A 16,775-nucleotide genomic window follows, 5' to 3' on the forward strand; every position below is an offset into this window, starting at 1 on the left:
CCGCGGCCCGCGCAGGGCAGGGCCCGGCCCGGACCGGAGCGGGGGAGCGATCGCGACTTCCCGCGCCGTCAGCGCCGGGATCCCGACATCCGATTCGACAGCAGGTTCAGGACGAGGCCGGAGGGCTCAGCAATGGTGAGAGGGCAGAGGCGGCGGTCGCGGCGGTTCGGCCCGGTACCGCGGGGCGTCGAGCGGGCCGGCCGGGCGCGCGCGGCGGCCGAGGGCGACCAGCCTGCGGAGGGCGGTCGCAAGCGGTCGAGCCCGTGGTCGCTCCTGCCGCTGCTGGCGGCGGGCCTGGGTGTGACGGCCATCGTCGTCGACCCCAGACTGCAGTCGTTCCTGACGTACGCCGTCGGGGTGCTCGCACTCGTGTCGTTGACCTCCGCGGTCCTGTGGGGGCTGGCGGCGACCGACCGGCTGATCCTGAGCCCGGTCCACCGGCTCGTCGCGCAGACCGTCCACCGTGCGATGGGCGTCGTGGGCGTCGTCTTCCTGGTCCTGCACGTCTGGATGAAACTGATCATGGGACAGATCGGCGCGCTCGCGGCCTTCGTGCCGTTCGCCGACCCGGCCCGACCGCTGCTCCTGGGACTGGGGACCGTCGCCGGCTACCTGTTCCTTGCGGTAGCGCTCGCCGGGGCGGCCCGCGGGAGGCTCGCCCGCTCGGGTGACGCGCGCCGGTGGAGGGTCATCCACCTCATCTCGTACCCGGCCTGGTGCGCGGGCCTGGTCCACGGGCTGCAGTCGGGCCGACTCGCGGCCTCCTGGGTGGTGCTGCTGTACGGCGTGGCCGTCGTGGGCGTGATCGTCGCGCTCACGCTCAGGCTGCTCCTCCAGGACCGCTCCGGCCCGCGCCAGGTCCCCGTCCGGCCGCTCGCGCCGGAGGCCGGCGGCCCCGAGGTCGCCGTCCCGCGCCTGCCGGTGGTCACGAGCTCCGAAATCACCGTCCCGCGTGTTCCGGTGGCTGCCGGGCAGGCCATGGCCGCCAGTCCGGGCCCGGCCGTGGGGCGGGGCGTGACCGCTGGTCAGGGCCTGGCCGTGGGGCGGGGCGTGGCCGCTGGTCAGGGCCTGGCCGGCATCGGACTCGGACGTCGGCGGCAGGACGGGTGAGCGCCTTCCCCCCACCCGTCGTCTGGTTCGGACGGCCGGTCCTGTTCGCAGGCCTGGAGAGCCTGGAGCGGGTCGACTACCGCTCCCACCTCGTGGTCCACGGTCAGCTGCCGGCGCTGCGTGCGGAGGAGCTGGCCGAGCTGGCCGAGAACGTGGACCTGCGCGGCCGGGGAGGTGCCGGATTCCCCTTCGCCCGGAAGCTCAGGGCGGTCGTCAAGGCGGTCGCCCGGCGCCGCACCAGGCCGGTCGTGGTCGTCAACGGAACGGAAGGAGAACCGAGTTGCCTGAAGGACACCACGCTGCTCCTGCGGACCCCGCACCTCGTGGTGGACGGTGCGCTGATCGCGGCCGCCGCGCTGGACGCGGAACAGGTGGCGATCGGCGTCACGCGGACCGACACCGAGGAGTCCCTGCGCCGGGCGCTGGCCGAACGGAGGTCGGTGAAGCCGCCGGTGACGGTTGTGCGGCTGCCCGAACGGTTCGTCACGGGCGAGGGGAGCGCCCTCGCCCGCGGCATCACCAACGGAATCGCCCTGCCCCGGGGAGGTGGCGTGCGCACCAGCGACAGCGGTGTCGGGGGAGCCCCCACGCTGCTGTCCAACGCCGAGACGTACGCCCAGCTCGCCGTGGCGGCCCGGTGGGGTGCGCTGCCCTACCGGGAGATCGGCACCCCCGAGGAACCCGGCACGGTGCTGCTCACGATCGCCGGCTCGACTGTGGTCGAGACCCCCACCGGTGTGCCGCTCGAGACCGTTCTGGCGGCGTGCGGCCTGGACGTCGGACAGGGGGTCCTGGTCGGCGGCTACCACGGGAAGTGGCTGACCCCCGAGGCCGCCCGCTCGGCCGTGGTGTCCCGCCAGTCCTTCCAGCGACTCGGAGGGGCGCTGGGCGCCGGGGCCGTCCTGCCGCTGCCGGAGACGACCTGTCCCCTGTGGGAGGTCGTCAGGATCTCCCGCTGGATGGCGGACGAGACGGCCGGCCAGTGCGGGCCCTGCTACCTGGGGCTCCCCGACCTGACCGCGTCCCTCGAGGACCTGGTGCGCGGCGGTGGCCAGCGCGCGCTCGACCGGGTGCAGGCCGGGATGCGGGCGGTCACCGGCCGGGGGGCGTGCAGCCACCCCGACGCCGCCGCCCGTTTCGTGGCCTCGTCCCTGGCCGTGTTCGACGACGACCTGGTCGCGCACTCGTACCAGGGAGGGTGCGGACGGCCGTCGCAGGACGTCCTGCCGCTGCCGGAAGTCGAGAGCGCCGGCACCATCGTGGTCGACTGGACGCTCTGTGAGGCCCACGGCCTGTGCACCGGCGTCCTGCCCGACGTCATCCGGCTGGGGGCGGACGGGTTCCCCGCCGCGGGCACGATGCCCGTACCCGCGCGGTTGCTCTCCCAGGCGGCGCGAGCGGTCGACCGTTGTCCCGCGCTCGCGCTGCGGATCCAGTGAGGCCGGCGCGGCTCCGGGCGCTGCCGCTCCTTCCCGAGCGTGGCCCGTGCGGCCCATGTGGCCCGGGGCGCTCGTCGCCGCGACAGGCCGATCGAGAGGTTCCGGGGGGCTGTCGACCCTGAAATGCACGTCCCGTGTCCGCGGACCGGCGTTCGACGCCGGACGGGATCACCGGGGACGCGCACATCCATGGAAGGCCAGATTCCACCGATGGAAAGGCAAGGAACATGTTGACGAAGCGATACGGACTGGTCGGGCTCTGCCTGCTGCTGGTCGGGCTCGTGGTGATGGCCCTGTTGGGCAGCATGAGCAGCAGCGCGAAGACGCCGTCCGGGTCGGACTCCGGCCAGCTGGTGGGCGCGCAGGACGCCGCGCCGGCCGGCGGCGGATCCTACGGCGCGTACGACTCCTACGGCGGTGGCGGCGCGTCGCCGTCCGCCGGAGGTCGCTCCAGCGGCGCGTCGGCGGGCGGGGGCCAGGCCGGGGGAGCGCTGACCGTGCGCAACGACGCCAAGCTCGGCATGGTCGTCACCGACGGCAAGGGCTTCACCCTCTACCGGTTCGACAAGGACACCGCCAAGCCCCCGATGTCCAACTGCAACGACGGCTGTGCCAAGACCTGGCCGCCGGTCTCCACGGACGGCACGACCGCGGGGAGCGGGATCGACGCCGGCGCGATCAGCGAGGTCACGCGGGCCGACGGATCGAAGCAGCTGACGCTGGGTGGCTGGCCGGTCTACCGCTACGCGCAGGACACCGCGGCCGGCGACACCAAGGGCCAGGGCGTCGGAGGTACCTGGTTCGCCCTGGCGCCCGACGGCAAGAAGGCGGCCGCCGCGGCCACCGGTGCGTCGACCTACCCGTCGGACACGCCGACCAGTGCGGCGCCGAAGCCCGAGCCGGCGCAGCCCGCCCCGGGTGGGGCCCAGGTCTCCGTGACCGCCCAGCCGCAGCTCGGCTCGATCGTCGTGGACGCGCGCGGCATGACGCTGTACCAGTACGCCAAGGACCCGTCCTGGCCGATGCGTTCCCTGTGCGAGGGCCAGTGCGCGATGACCTGGAAGCCGGCGCCCGCCGTCGACCCGAGCCAGGTCAAGGGCGTGGACCCGAAGCTGATCGGCAAGATGCAGCGCTCCGACGGCACCTGGCAGCTGTCCGTCAACTGCAAGCCCGTTTACACCTACGCGGGTGACAACGCCCCCGGTGACGCCAACGGGAACGGCAAGGACAACCTGTGGTCGGCCATCAACCCCGCCGGAAAGCCGGTGACCGGTAAGTGACGGCCGGGGACTCCACCGTGGCGGCCGTCCGGTCGCAGAGGACCGTCCGTCGTGCGCTCCAGTGGCTCGCGCTGATCGTCCTGCTCGTCCTGGGCGTCGTCGAACTGCTCGGCGGTGCAGGGGGGTTGCTCGCCCCGCCGCGGGCGTCGGCCGACGCCGCCCGGGCCTCGGTGGAGGACCTGGCCCAGCGGATCGGCTGTCCGGTCGACATCACCGCCGACACCGTGGACCTCCGCCAGGGGCTGTGCACCCTCGGCGACGACGAGGTCTGGATCGCCACCTTCCCGACCACCGGGGCCCAGACAGCCTGGACGTCGGGGGCCGAGGCGTACGGAGGCTCGTACCTGGTGGGCGACCGGTGGGTGGTCGTCCTGTCCGACACCACGGCGGACCTCCTGCACGCGAAGCTGGGCGGGGTGATCACGGGCGGCGCCGACCACACCGGGCACGCCGACCACGGCGATCGCGGCGACCACACCGATGACACCGCCTACGACCCGTCCGGGGCCGACTGACCCTGGCGAGCGTTTGACCGGTTGGGTGGTGGCGATGCCACGGAGACTCCCGCGGGCCTGGGCCCGCGGGAGTCTCCGTGGCATCGCTGTCCTGTTTCTGACGATCTGGTCTGATTCGTTCGACGTCTCAGGTGATCTGGTCCGCCCGCTTGTTCGGTGTCCGGTCTCATTGGATCTGGTGGCGTCTCATCTGTCGCGGGCAGTAGTCGGCCGATTCCCGGCGCGCGTACCCCGCCGTGCCTGTTCGGGGCCGACCCTCGCGGGCACCCCAGCATGGTGTCGGCACTGCGGTGTCAGGGCTGCTGCTGGAAGACGACCTCCGGATCGGCCGGCGACGGGCCGTCCAGCAGCGGCTGCGGGATGCCCTTCAGCTGCTCGTCGAAGAAGGCCGCGACGTAGCCGCGGGTGAGCTGCTCGGCGCCGCCGAGGTCCGCGGGCTCTCCCTCGTCGTCTCCGTGAGGGCCGCGCGCGTGCCACGTGGCCGGTGCGCCCGGTCACTGCGCTGGAAGGGCCCGGCTACCGGCCTGGAGCGCGTGGCTGGGGTTACGGGGCGCCCGACTCCGGCCCCGCCGGCCGGACAGCCGCTGAGGGCGCAGGGGGGCCCGGTCCGTGCGGGCCCTCGCCGGTATCCGCGGGAGAGCGTGACGGGCGCTGATCATCCGGCCCTGGTGACTTCGTCCGGGAGCGCGCCGTTCCGGCCGCCGTGGGTGTGAGAGCGCTTCTACGTCCGGTTCTACCGCCCAGTGGCGACAGAGGGTTGTCCGACAGCCGCGCGCGGTGTGAGTGTCCGCGCCTGTCGCGTCGATGGTGGCGAGTCGAACACGCCCTTGTGAAGGACTTTCTGACGATCTGACAGATTACGGTGGCGGGTGTCACCCGTCCGTCACAGTGTCATCGGTTGTGGTGCGCTACCGATTCGGAACATGCCAAACCCGAATCGGCATTTCTGTTACACCCACGGCGCCGGCCGTGAGTTCGGGACTGACGGGACCAGTGGGGTCTGCGGAGACACGGGCCGCCGAGCGACCCGGCGTCCTCGCGCACCGCCCGACGGGCGCCGCTCGCTATTCGGTTTGGGAATGGGCGGGTGGGCGGCGGGCAGGGAGACGATTGCCCGAACGCCGTTCGGCTGGTGTGCTGTGGACCACTCTCCACCGCCTCCCGACGGCACGGCAGCCGTCCGTCACCGGTGTCGTCCGACCCGGGCAGGCCGAGGGCATCGACCGACGTCACGCCCGCCGCGACCGGGTGCCCCCGCGCCCGTCCACCCAAGAGCCGCCAGGCGCAGCGCCGCGCCTGTCCGCCTCGCCGACAACCGAGCCACGCCCGACCTTCCCCCGGCCCCGTGCTGCGGCCGCCGTACCCCTGGTGCGCGCGACCTGCCTGTCACGGGCAACCAGACCTGAGGAGAACACATTGACCGTGCGTTCCGACGACTACGGACTGGGTCTGAGCACCCTGAACGACGTCGAGCTCTCCGCGGTCCTTCCCGCCACGACCGCCACCGACACCTCCCGTGTAGGAGAGGTGATGGCCGAGGTCTTCACCCGCCACCACGGCGCGGTGCTGGCTTACGCGCGCAGCTACTGCCGTGACCCGCAGACCGCGCAGGACCTCGCCGCCGAGGCCTACGCCCGTACGTACATGTCGGTGGCGCGTGGCCACGGACCGCGCCACGCCTGGCGCCCCTACCTGATGGCCTGTGTCCGCCGCACCGCGATGGAGTGGAGCAGGCACTTCACCCGGCGCGTGCTGCTGCCGGAGGATTTCGAGACCTGGGTCGAACACCTCGCCGGGGACGCGGAGACCGAGGCCGCGCTGCTCGCCACCGAGGAGACCGCCCTGGTCACCAGGGCCTACCGCTCCCTTCCCGAGCGGTGGCAGGCGCTCCTCTGGCTCACCGTCGTGGAGGGGGAGCCGGCGGCCGCCGTCGCGCAACGGATGGGGATGACACCGAGCGGAGTGCGCTCCCTCGCCGCGCGGGCCCGGGAGGGACTGCGCGAGGCCTACCTGCGCGAGGACGTGGACGAGGCGGCCGAGCTGGCGTGCCGCTATTTCATCGCCCGCAGGGCCGACGCCATCCGGTGCCCCGGCCGACGGCGCGGCCCCGAGCTGGCCCGGCACCTGGAGAACTGCGAGGGCTGCGCCCGGGTGGCGGGGGAGGTCGACCGCGCCAACCACTGCGCAGTGGAGGCGGCGCCGCGGCGCCGACTGCCCCGAGCCCCGAGGCCGCGCGGCGAAGCCGGGGCCCGGTCCGGCGTCGGTGAGGAGCCGTCCGCGACACGCGCGGCCGATGCGAGCGGTTCGACTGGAAGTCCCTCAAGGTCGACGACAGCCGCTGTGCCTGCCCAGACGGTGTAACTGTCCTTGCCGGTGCGCGTCCAGGTGACGCCTTCGTCGTTCGAACCAGCGTCATCGAGGCGAATCCGGAGGACGAACTTCCAAGGCCGGCATCCCACCATGAAGTGACGGTTGGCCGGGGTCGGGCCGTCGCTACGCCACCGCGTAACACCCACTGAGCTGCGAGAGCCGCACCGCGGCCCGAGCCTGGTTCCTGGGAGTTGTGGTCATGGGCAACCATCACGGGCTCGGGTCGGACCAGCGCTCGGCGTGCGTGTCGGCTCGTTCGACACGGGCGTCGGTGGCCCGCGCGGCGAGGCCGGGGGCGGCGACCTGAAGGTCGATTCGCCAAGCAGCTTCGTTGTCGACCTACAAAGTCGGGCTCTCCTCGATGGCCGCTTGTGTCCGTTGCTTGACTCTGTCGTGGATCTCGGATGACCGGGCTCAAGTGCCAAGGGTTCGCCAGGACTTCGGCCGGGGGAGGAGTCGCTGAGGTCGATTTAGAGGTCGTAGCAGAACTCGAACTCGTGCGGATTGGAACTGAGGGCACACGTTAGTTGTTCACGTCGAACACTACGGTGACGGGTGCATGGTCGCTCCAGCGCTCGCCGTGGGAGGCGGCGCGTTCGACGTAGGCCTCGACAGCCTTATCGGCGAGATTCTTGGTGGAGATTCGACGGGCCGCTTCCGTGCGGGGGAGCGGCTACGGCGCTAGCCTCTACCGTCGGCTGCTGGTAGCACCGCCGTGGATGCCCTCGACCACGAGTGGGCCACCCTGACACTCCGGAGTGGCCACCCTCCGGGCCACCGGATTGGCTGCCTCCGATGCCGTCGACCACGTCCTCGGCTACAGCTCTCCCCAACAAGCCGAAGATAAGCAATAAGTTGGTCGAGCGTCGGGCACTGTAGTCATCGAGGAGTTGGCCACGATCAAGCCCGGATCTGCCGAATCATCCAACCGAGGAGTCCTGGGCTGGCAGGATGGCCGGACCGGTAGTTGACGCCGGTGCTGGACGAGGAGCATGTGTGGGAGCGCATGTGATCAACGATCGCTTCCTGCTGGTGGGAGACAGCGCGCGCAGCGGCGGTCTGTCGAAGGTGCGCAAGGCCGTCGACACGGCAAATAGCGACAGTGACAGGCAGTTCGCGGCGATCAAGTTACTCAAGCGGCGCGACGACGAAATCATCAAGGTCTTCCTGGAACGGGCGACCGCCGTACTCAGAGCTGTCGAGCACCCTCATATCGTGCGGATGCTGGAGTCGGGCTGGGACCCGGTTCTGGAGCGGTACTACATCGCCCTGGAGTGGGTGGAGCGCAGCCTGAAGGACGATCTACAGGCTCGTCGGCTGGGACGCCTACTTCGAGAAGATCGTGTCACCATCTTGTAACAGTCAGCGATGATCAAGGAGCGGCACAGGATCGGGCCCACCGGCCAGGACCGCGCGGCGAAACCCCGGACGGGCATCGCTCCGGGTGAGAGGTTCGCCTGTTCGGCTCAGCGAGGATGACGGCCAGGAGACGGCGCCCGGAGACCTTCCTACCGTTGGACCCCGGGAGGCTGCATCCCCGCGGAGCCCGGCCGAGGACCTCTCTCCCGTCGGCCACCGCTCACGCCGAACCCGGCAGTCGACTTCCACCGTGACCACGCAGGGTCCGGGTCGAAGGAGATGAAGGACATGAACACCACGCGCACCGCCCGCACGCCCGCGACACCCGCACTGAACGGGTGCCGGACATCACGCCGCCGCCTTCGGGCACGGGTCGGGCTCGCCGCGACCGCCACGGCCCTGTCGCTGCTGCCGATCGCCCCGTCCACCGCCAGCGCGGCACCCCACCTCCCGCTCACACAGATCGTGCGGGAGGCCAAGGTGAAGGCGCAGCAGGAGCACCCCGGCTCGCAGTTCTACGACGCGGACGCCGTCCTGCTGACACCCACGACCAACCCCAATGACGTCCAGGCCTGGTGGATCCGCTTCCGGGCCAAGGACTCGGAGCCGTCCTTCGAGTACAAGTACTCGACCACCGGTCAGTACCAGAGCACGCAGCCGTGGAGCGTCCCGATCGGGATCCAGGCCATCTCCCCGTTCACCATGACGGAGGTCCAGGCCCACGATCTGGCCGTCAAGGCCGGGCACACCGGCGCGTTCAAGCCCCTGTACCTCAATGAGCCCGTCGTGCAGAACCCGCATCCCACCTACTACTTCTGCATTCCCAGCGAGGGCAGGACGGTGGCGGTGGACACCGTGACGGGCCACGTCACCACGCCGTGGTCGTGCTAGTGACCACGGTGTGAGCCCTGTTCGGTGGCCGTCGCCCAGCGGGGGTGACGGCCATCGGCGGCTGGCGACCCTTGCCCTCCGCCCGCTCGGTGCCGCCGACCGGGCGGGCGACAAGGGTCGCCAGCCTGGAGCGCGAAGGGCCGGCTGCAGCCGGTCAGCCGGGCCCGGGTACGAGCGGGGGCCGTGCCGGTTCGGCCGGTCGCCGCGGATCCGCGCTGGCCGTTGCGGCCAGCATGCTCTGTGTCAGAAGTGTCCACTGTTCGGGGTAGAGCCCAGTCATGGACGAGGCCCCGACCCCCGGAATCCTCCGTACCGGGTCGGGGCCTCTCCCGCGTGCTGCGGATCAGGCGGCGACGAGCCGTCCGCGCTTGAGCTGGAGGATCTGGTCGCAGGCGGCGGCGACCTCGCGGGAGTGGGTGACGAGGATGACGCACTTGCCTTCGTCGTGGGCGAGGCGGCGGAAGACGCCGACGATGGACTCGGCGGTGTCGTGGTCGAGGGCGCCAGTGGGCTCGTCCGCGAAGAGGATGTCCACCTCGCAGGCCAGGGCCCGGGCGATGGCGACGCGCTGCTGCTGGCCGCCGGAGAGCTGGAGCGTGCGCCGGTTGTGCTCGGTCTTCTCCACACCGAGGAGTTCGAGGAGTTCGACGGCGCGCCGCTTCCGGGCCCGGGAACCGGCCTTGACCCCGGTGATCTCCATGGCGGAGGTGATGTTCTGCACCGCGGTCATGTAGGTGATGAGGTTGAGGGACTGGAAGACGGTCGCGGCGTGCCGGTTGCGGTAGCGGCCCAGCCCGATCTCGGCGATGTCGCGGCCCTTGAAGCGGACCGTGCCGGAGGTGGGCGAGTCGAGCCCCGAGGCGAGGGAGAGGAGGGTGGTCTTGCCGGAGCCGGATGGGCCGACGATCGCGTACATCCGGCCGGCCTCGAAGCGCTGGTGGACGTCCTTGAGGATGGTCCGCTTGTGGTTCTTGGCCGGGACTGTGCGGGCCACGCCGGACACTTCGAGGACCGCGGGCTCGTGCCCGGCAGCGGAGTCGGCGGCGTCGGTGAGGTGGGTGCTCATGGCGGGTCAGTCGCCCTTCGTGAGGATGTCGCGGGGACTCATGCGCATCACGCGGATGCCGGGCAGGACGGTGGCGATCGCGGCGATGCCGAGCCCGAGGACGCCGACCTGGGCGATGTCGGACGGACCGACCTTCACTTCCAGGGAGTCGATCGGATCGACCTGCGGTCCGTCGTCCTTGGTGCCGCCGCCGATGCTGCTGTAGTCCTGCTCGGGGGTCCTCTTACCCGCGTCGTCCTTCGCGGAGGAGACCTCGCCGGCCAGCAGGCCGTCGCCGATGGGCTGGGCGAGTGCCTGGGAGGCGGCCGAGGCGATGCCGATGGCGATCAGCGCGCAGGCGAAGATCTCCACGAGGTGCTGGCCGAGCAGCAGCGGCTTCTTCTCGCCGAGCGCGAGGAGGATGCCGAGCTCCTTGCGGCGTTCGCGCAGCGCCGAGGCGATGATGAGGGCGAGGATCGCGGTGCCCGCGAGGGCGACGAGCCAGACGGTGAGGCTGGCGAAGCCCGCGGTGCGGGTGATGGGGCCGACGAGGGCCTGGTACTGCTTGTCGTTGACGGTCAGGGGGAAGATCTTGGGGTCCACGCCGGCGGCCGCGGCGTCCTTCTTCAGCCGGTCGAGATCGTCGGGGTTCTTCAGGCTGAAGGTGGCCGATTTGAGGATGCCGTCGCTGCCGTCCTTGCCCAACAGGAGCGAGCTGCCCAGCGGGGTGGTGTAGATCTTGTTGGCGGGGTCCATCATCGCGGGAACGTAGGCACCGGTGTCGGCGGTGCTGTTCTTGTAGATGCCGACGACCTTGAAGGAGAGGTCGGCGTCGCTGCGCTGCTTGCCGTCCATGGGGATCTCGCCCACCTTGAGCTTGACGACGTCCCCGACCTTGATCTTGTTGTCGTTGGCGACGCGTTCTTCGATGACGATCTCGTCCTTGGCGCTGGTGGGGGTGATGCCCTGGCCCGAGATGATTTTCGAGTCGCCGTTGCGGAAGTCCTTCTCCTGGTTCAGGTCGAGAATTCCGGAAGCCGAGAAGAAGTCCGTTCCCTCGGCGTTCTGGCCGGGCGGCGTCGGAACCGGCTGGTGCAGTTTCAGCCCGGTGCCGGGGCGCCCGACGCTCCCGACGGCGTAGTTGCAGCCGGTCACCGCGGAGGACGCGCAGATCTTGTCGACGAGGCTGCTGCGCAGCTCGCCCTTCGAACCGATCGTGCTGGGCCGTCCGCCACTGCCGGCGTTGGTTCCGCCTGAGTTGATGAGCGCGTTGATGTCGAGCTGCATCGTGGCGACGACCCCGACCTTCCTCTTCGCATCATCGGCCGCGCGCGCCGCGGCAGACTGGATGAGGAATCCGGAGAGCACGAGCGTGCAGATGACGGTGAAAAGGCCGATCAGCATGGCGGTTTTCCCGAGCTGGCCGGTCAGCCGCCACCAGGCCCGTTTGAATAGATTCATGGCAACGACGCTATCGGCCAGCGCATTTCACCCGTATGTGATGCCCGACGGCCCGGCACCGAGGCCTCACATACCGCTCACACGCCCGGTACGGTACAAATGGAAGTGTCCCGTAATTCCGTGGGTCGATATTCCGACCCGCCTTCGGGCTCTCATCGAATTCTCACCCGAAGGGACGTCTCCGCCGTGCGGGTACTGATCGTCGAGGACGAGGCACCGCTCGCCCGCCTGCTCCAGATGCGCCTCGGCCGCGAGGGCATCGCCGCCGACATCGCACCCGACGGCGGCGCGGCGCTGGAGCGGGTACGGATCCACGACTACGACGTGGTCGTACTGGACCGGGACCTGCCCGTGGTCCACGGGGACGAGGTGTGCCGCCGGATCACCGGGATGGGCCTGGGCGCACGGATCCTGATGCTGACCGCGGCCGGGACACTGGACGACAAGGTCGCCGGCTTCGGCCTGGGGGCGGACGACTACCTCCCCAAGCCCTTCGACCTGCCCGAGCTGATCGTCCGGCTCCGCGCCCTGCACCGCAGGAGCGGCACCACGTACGCCCCCGTGCTGGAGCAGGCCGGCATCAGCCTGGACACCCACCGCCGACAGGTGACCCGCGACGGTACGGAGATCCGGCTCACCCCGAAGGAGATCGCGGTCCTCGAACTGCTCATGCGCGCCGACGGCGGAGTCGTCAGCAGCGCGGACCTGCTGGACAAAGCCTGGGACGGACAGACCGACCAGGGCGGCAACGTGGTCCGGCTCGTGGTGCACACCCTGCGCCGCAAACTCGGGGACCCGAAGATCGTGCAGACCGTCATCGGGACGGGCTACCGCCTGGGCGCGGCGTGAGCCGCGGGCGCCGCCCGCTCGGCCTGCACCGCCTCACTCGCCCCCTCAGCCTGCGCAGCCGGCTGACCTTCGGGTTCGCCGTCGCACTGGCCGCGAGCGCCCTGCTGATGCTGACCGTCGTCTACGTCGGCATCCGCTGGCTGCCGACCTACGACCTGACCACGGCGGTCACCGTACCGCCCGGCACCAGCTCCACCCCGGCCCACCCCTACCCGCCCGCCGACGAAAACCCCATGCCACCGGGGTCCGACGAGATCGGGACCCGGGCCCCGTTCCCCGGCGAGCGGATCCAGGGCACCCATTCCACGATCCGCACCAAAGAGGACGTCTGGAACACCGTCCTCGCCGTCTCCACCGCGGGCGTGCTCATCGTCGCCACCGCGGGCCTGCTGGCCGGCCGCAGGATCGCGGGCAGGCTGCTGGCCCCGCTGAGCGAACTCAACCGGGCCGCGACGAGCGCCGCCGAAGGCGACCTCTCCCACCGCATCAACGCCTCCGGGCCCGACGACGAACTGCGCCGCCTCGCCGACACCTTCGACGTCACGCTCGCCCGCCTGGAGGAGTCCTTCTCCTCGCACCGGCGGTTCGCCGCCAACGCCGCCCACGAGCTGCTCACCCCCCTGTCCACGACGAAGACCGCCCTGACCATGCTGGGAGACCGTCCGGACCGTGAGGAGTTCGCCGAGATCCTGCCCATGCTCGGTGAGGCGAACGAGCGCAACATCAGGGTCGTCAAGGAACTCCTGAACCTGGCCGCGGCCGAACACCTCACCTTCGACCCCGAGCCCGTCGACCTCGCGGCCCTCGCGGAAGAAGCCGTGACCGCGGCGACCGCCGCGGGCGCCGGGCAGTCCGCGCACGGACCGGAGTTCGTCCTCACCGCGGACGCCCCCGACTGCCTGGTACGGGGCAATTCCGTGCTGCTGGGCCGGCTGGTCGGCAACCTCGTCGACAACGCGCTCAAGCACAACACCGGCGAACTGGGGGCCCGGGTCACCGTGGACGTCGCCACCGAGTCCCGGTCCACCGCCCCGGACGACGGACCCGGCGCGGTGCACCTCACCGTCACGAACACCGGGCCCGTCGTCGACCCGGCCGTCGTCGACCGCCTCTTCGAACCCTTCTACCGGGCCCGGCCCCGCCTCGACAGCGCCCACGGACACGGACTCGGCCTCGCCCTGGTCCAGGTCGTCGCCCGGGCCCACGGCGGCACCGTCCACGCCACCGCGCTCCCGGCGGGCGGCCTCGCCGTCCACGTCAGGCTTCCCGCGGCGGCGCCTTCGCCGTACGAATCGGCTTGATCCGCAGAGGGCCGCTGCACTCCTACTGCTCACAACCGGGTGCGCCGTATCCGGCACGGGACCGGAAGCCGTTGGCAGCCGGCCCTCCGAGGTCACGGCCCACCCCCGCCTCTACGGGGTCACCCCGGACTGCCGGCTGCGGGCCCGCCCCGCCCCAGAATCGAGACGGACAACAGCAAGAAGCCGCAGCCCGGTCCGCTGTCGCAGCTCACAGCCTTCACGCTGGGACGGCTCCTGGACGGCCCCGACGAAGTGGACAGGGGCAACATGCTCCACGCGGAGCTGCCTGAACCGGCCGGCCGCAACCGCGGGCGGCGGTCACCGTCACCACCTCCGGTGCCGGCCTCACGGTCGCCCTGCCACTGGACGTCGCGGCCTTGCCCCGGACGGCCGTGGTCCAGGTCGTGTGCACGGCCCGGAGCACTGAATCCGTCCGCTGCTCGGACCTCCCGGACCTCCCGGTCACTCTCACCGGAGGAGGACACACGACGACACCCCGCCGGTGCTCGGAGTTCACTGCGGACAGCGCGGGCTGAGCCGCTACCGCGTGGACTTGAACTGCGAAGGAGCCTCATGCGTTCCCGAAACAGGGGAGAGGCGTTCCTGAGGTTTTTTGGGGCGGAGCCCTGAACTGGGGGTCAAGGGGTTGCGGGCGGTGGCCGTATCTAGAGGGATGTTCGGGTCTGGATCGTCGGGGGAGCTGATCTGGGGCGGACAGGTGCTTCGCTTGTGGAAGCAGGGTCACGTGAATCGCTTTGCTGAAAAATCCACTCCGGGAGTGCCGTGCGACTTCCTTCGCCGCTGGCGTATTTGCTACCGAGAGGAAGCCCCGACGTGTGGAATGCCCCGCGTCGGGGCCGCCTCTTGATTCTGTCGAACTACCAGTTTCTGCTGCCTAGTTGTTCAGATCGAACACTGCCGTGACCGGTGCGTGGTCGGACCACCGCTCGGCGTGGGTGGCGGCGCGTTCGACGTAGGCCTCGACGCACTTCTTAGCGAGGATTCCAGTAGCGATAATTAGGTCGATCCTCCAGCCGGAGTCGTTGTCGAAGGCGCGGCCGCGGTAGGACCACCAGGAGTAGGGGCCGGTGCGGTCGGGGTGGAGGGCGCGGACGACGTCGACGTAGCCGGCCTCGTCGTAGACGCGGGAGAGCCAGGCGCGCTCCTCGGGGAGGAAACCGGCGGACTTCTGGTTGGCCTTCCAGTTCTTGAGGTCCTCGGGGCGGTGGGCGATGTTCCAGTCGCCGCAGACGACGACCTCGCGGCCGTCGGCGGCGGCGCGGGTGCGCAGGGCCGTGAGGTGGACGAGGAATTCCGCCATGAAGCGTTCCTTCTCGTCCTGGCGCTCGGTGCCGACCTCGCCGGAGGGGAGGTAGAGGCTGGCAATGGTCAGGCCGGGCAGGTCGATTTCGACATACCTGCCCGAATTGTCGAATTCCTCCGAGCCGAATCCGACGACCGTGCGCTGCGGCTTCTCGCGGGAGAGGATGGCGACGCCGGCTCGGCCCTTGGTGGCGGCGGGGGCCCAGACTGCGTGCCAGCCGTCCAGGTCGCGCAGTTCGACGGGCAGTTGCTCGGGTTCGGAGCGCACCTCCTGCAGGCAGATCACGTCCGCCTCGGTGCCGGCCAGCCACTCGACGAAGCCCTTCTTGGCCGCCGCCCGGATTCCGTTCACGTTCACACTCGTCACCACGATCACCCAGGCAGCCTACCGACTGGCTGTTCCCGGTCCGAACCATGACGCGCGGCGGCGGGCCGCCTCCATCGGTTGTCTCCGCCGGCGGTCTCCGTCGGCTGTCCCTGCCGGCCGTCTCCGCCGGATGGTGACAGTGACTGACAGGAGCTGTCGTGAACGCGGCATGAATATGGCTGGTGGCCCCATCGGGCCGTGCCATTGGTCTTGACCATCTCCGGACGGAGCACCTAGGGTCACTTACTGCAAGGACCTTTAATAAAGAAGGACGGATAAAGGCCCGCTCTCCCACCTGCCGCAACAGCGGACAGCGAGCCCGGCTTCCGCCCTCCTTGTCGCAGGGCGGACAACACAGGGTGGAGGACACGGTGGGGACGACAGGACAGCTTTCTGCGGTGCCGGAGCCGAAGTACTGGCACCTGCGCACGGTGCTGCTGCGGGCCATCGACTCGGAGTTCTCCACCGGTCAGGTGCTGCCCAACGAGCGCGAGCTCTCGGCCCGCTTCGGCGTCGCCCGGGCCACGCTGCGGCAGGCGCTCGACCAGCTGGAGCTGGAGGGCCGCCTGGTGCGTCGCCGGGGGATCGGCACCCTGATCGCCGCCCCGCGGGTCGGCGTCCCGGTCAACCGGCAGGAGGAGGGCTGGCCCGGCGCCGCGCGCAGCCAGGCCTGGCGGACGATCGACTGCGCCACCGCCCCCGCCTCCGCGCAGCTGGCGAAGAGCCTCGGCATCGCCGAGGGCGCCACCGTGCACACCGTGCGCCGGGTCCGCCTGGTGGAGGGCCGGGCGGTGGCCACCGAGTCGCTGCACGTCCCGGCCGCCGCCCTGCCGCATCTGCCGGGCTTCCGTGCCGAGAGCGACCGCGCCCGTTCGGTGCTGCGCCAGCTGGAGCGCCTGGAGGTGGACGGTGAGTCCCGCTCGGTCGAGCTGGGTGTCGCCGAGGCCGAGCAGGCCGCCCTGCTGGAGCGCCCGCCCGGCGCGCCGGTCCTGGTCATGACCACCCAGTACGCCTCGGCCGGCCGGCTGGTGGCGCTGGCGGTCTCCACCTACCGGGCGGACACCTGCAAGCTGACCTTCGGCGAGGCCGGACTCGTCGAGGTCACCCCGGTCGGTGCGACGGCCGAGGTCCGTACCGCCTCCTGAACCACTTTCCGGAAACCCTCAGGTCGAGGCCCGGACGCCAACTGGCGTCCGGGCCTTTGCCGTTGGCGAAGCCTCGGGGGCTGCGGCAGGGTGGAGGGGGGACGTGAACCTGGTCGTGGAGCTGTGGGCGGAGTCCGGGAGACCGGAATGCGGCGAGCCGATCCGGGCGGACGGAACTGCGCCGGAGGCGGTCATCGACGGGCCCGACTCGCCGCACCCGGACCCGGCCGACCCGGGCTGTGCGCCGCGACGGTGGAGTGGTTCCGCGGCCGGTCGACTTCGTCCGCCGGGCGCTCGACGTCGCGGAGCGCCGCCTGCGG

13 protein-coding genes and 3 pseudogenes are annotated in these 16,775 nt (G+C 70.9%); 10 read left to right on the forward strand and 6 right to left on the reverse strand.

What is annotated here, in order from left to right; genetic code table 11:
- Window positions 1–132 precede the first annotated feature (132 nt).
- From AB0O11_RS25020 to AB0O11_RS25035, 4 genes are all read left to right on the forward strand, one after another.
- Window positions 133–1,110 carry a hypothetical protein gene (locus tag AB0O11_RS25020; RefSeq protein WP_363391094.1) on the forward strand — a complete coding sequence of 326 codons (978 nt, stop codon included), beginning with the start codon at window positions 133–135 and terminating at the stop codon, window positions 1,108–1,110.
- On the forward strand, window positions 1,107–2,549 hold the full coding sequence (locus AB0O11_RS25025) for an NADH-ubiquinone oxidoreductase-F iron-sulfur binding region domain-containing protein (protein WP_363391097.1): 1,443 nt from the start codon (window positions 1,107–1,109) through the stop codon (window positions 2,547–2,549). Before AB0O11_RS25020 ends, AB0O11_RS25025 begins: the two co-directional genes overlap by 4 nt.
- A 227-nt stretch (window positions 2,550–2,776) precedes the next feature.
- Window positions 2,777–3,829 carry an SCO0930 family lipoprotein gene (locus AB0O11_RS25030; protein WP_363391099.1) on the forward strand — a complete coding sequence of 351 codons (1,053 nt, stop codon included), beginning with the start codon at window positions 2,777–2,779 and terminating at the stop codon, window positions 3,827–3,829.
- Window positions 3,826–4,344, forward strand: coding sequence for a hypothetical protein (locus tag AB0O11_RS25035; protein ID WP_363391102.1), 519 nt, complete (start codon window positions 3,826–3,828; stop codon window positions 4,342–4,344). The genes AB0O11_RS25030 and AB0O11_RS25035 overlap by 4 nt, the downstream gene beginning before the upstream one ends.
- Before the next feature lie 293 nt (window positions 4,345–4,637).
- Here AB0O11_RS25035 and AB0O11_RS25040 read toward each other — a convergent pair.
- Window positions 4,638–4,757: pseudogene (locus tag AB0O11_RS25040) on the reverse strand (lipase); the annotation flags it as partial.
- Window positions 4,758–5,766: 1,009 nt separating this feature from the next.
- Here AB0O11_RS25040 and AB0O11_RS25045 point away from each other — a divergent pair.
- A complete protein-coding gene (locus AB0O11_RS25045; RefSeq protein ID WP_363391218.1) occupies window positions 5,767–6,705 on the forward strand; it encodes a sigma-70 family RNA polymerase sigma factor in 939 nt (312 codons plus the stop codon).
- A 219-nt stretch (window positions 6,706–6,924) separates the two neighbouring features.
- On the opposite strand, the pseudogene AB0O11_RS25050 reads toward AB0O11_RS25045, so the two are convergent.
- Window positions 6,925–7,050: pseudogene (locus AB0O11_RS25050) on the reverse strand (exodeoxyribonuclease III); the annotation flags it as partial.
- Window positions 7,051–7,237: 187 nt separating this feature from the next.
- Window positions 7,238–7,354, reverse strand: a pseudogene (locus AB0O11_RS25055) (exodeoxyribonuclease III); the annotation flags it as partial.
- A gap of 356 nt (window positions 7,355–7,710) precedes the next feature.
- Here AB0O11_RS25055 and AB0O11_RS25060 point away from each other — a divergent pair.
- Window positions 7,711–8,073, forward strand: a complete 363-nt coding sequence (locus tag AB0O11_RS25060) for a hypothetical protein (protein ID WP_363391105.1) — start codon at window positions 7,711–7,713, stop codon at window positions 8,071–8,073.
- Window positions 8,074–8,361: 288 nt separating this feature from the next.
- Window positions 8,362–8,964, forward strand: a complete 603-nt coding sequence (locus AB0O11_RS25065) for a hypothetical protein (protein WP_363391108.1) — start codon at window positions 8,362–8,364, stop codon at window positions 8,962–8,964.
- A gap of 343 nt (window positions 8,965–9,307) precedes the next feature.
- Here AB0O11_RS25065 and AB0O11_RS25070 read toward each other — a convergent pair whose 3' ends face one another.
- Together AB0O11_RS25070 and AB0O11_RS25075 are read right to left on the reverse strand one after the other, a co-directional pair.
- Entirely contained in the window at window positions 9,308–10,030 is a 723-nt protein-coding gene (locus AB0O11_RS25070) for an ABC transporter ATP-binding protein (protein WP_224280686.1), read from the reverse strand.
- A gap of 6 nt (window positions 10,031–10,036) precedes the next feature.
- Entirely contained in the window at window positions 10,037–11,470 is a 1,434-nt protein-coding gene (locus AB0O11_RS25075) for an FtsX-like permease family protein (protein ID WP_363391111.1), read from the reverse strand.
- 186 nt (window positions 11,471–11,656) lie between these two features.
- Here AB0O11_RS25075 and AB0O11_RS25080 point away from each other — a divergent pair, with 186 nt between their 5' ends.
- Both AB0O11_RS25080 and AB0O11_RS25085 read left to right on the forward strand, forming a co-directional pair.
- The gene (locus tag AB0O11_RS25080; RefSeq protein WP_224280684.1) at window positions 11,657–12,319 is read left to right on the forward strand and encodes a response regulator transcription factor; all 663 of its coding nucleotides are present in this window, start codon (window positions 11,657–11,659) and stop codon (window positions 12,317–12,319) included.
- A complete protein-coding gene (locus AB0O11_RS25085) occupies window positions 12,316–13,620 on the forward strand; it encodes a HAMP domain-containing sensor histidine kinase (protein ID WP_363391115.1) in 1,305 nt (434 codons plus the stop codon). Before AB0O11_RS25080 ends, AB0O11_RS25085 begins: the two co-directional genes overlap by 4 nt.
- Before the next feature lie 895 nt (window positions 13,621–14,515).
- Here AB0O11_RS25085 and AB0O11_RS25090 read toward each other — a convergent pair.
- Window positions 14,516–15,319, reverse strand: coding sequence for an exodeoxyribonuclease III (locus AB0O11_RS25090; RefSeq protein WP_363391118.1), 804 nt, complete (start codon window positions 15,317–15,319; stop codon window positions 14,516–14,518).
- 362 nt (window positions 15,320–15,681) lie between these two features.
- Between AB0O11_RS25090 and AB0O11_RS25095 the strand changes: the two genes are divergently transcribed.
- On the forward strand, window positions 15,682–16,455 hold the full coding sequence (locus AB0O11_RS25095) for a GntR family transcriptional regulator (RefSeq protein WP_363391120.1): 774 nt from the start codon (window positions 15,682–15,684) through the stop codon (window positions 16,453–16,455).
- The last annotated feature ends 320 nt before the right edge of the window (window positions 16,456–16,775 follow it).

It is taken from the genome of Kitasatospora sp. NPDC093102 (assembly GCF_040683915.1).
Lineage (GTDB): Bacteria > Actinomycetota > Actinomycetes > Streptomycetales > Streptomycetaceae > Kitasatospora.

Coding starts and splice junctions, on each gene's coding strand:
- AB0O11_RS25020 (WP_363391094.1), top strand. CDS start 133: ATGGTGAGAGGGCAGAGGCGGCGGTCGCGGCGGTTCGGCCCGGTACCG.
- AB0O11_RS25075 (WP_363391111.1), bottom strand. CDS start 11,470: ATGAATCTATTCAAACGGGCCTGGTGGCGGCTGACCGGCCAGCTCGGG.
- AB0O11_RS25065 (WP_363391108.1), top strand. CDS start 8,362: ATGAACACCACGCGCACCGCCCGCACGCCCGCGACACCCGCACTGAAC.
- AB0O11_RS25070 (WP_224280686.1), bottom strand. CDS start 10,030: ATGAGCACCCACCTCACCGACGCCGCCGACTCCGCTGCCGGGCACGAG.
- AB0O11_RS25030 (WP_363391099.1), top strand. CDS start 2,777: ATGTTGACGAAGCGATACGGACTGGTCGGGCTCTGCCTGCTGCTGGTC.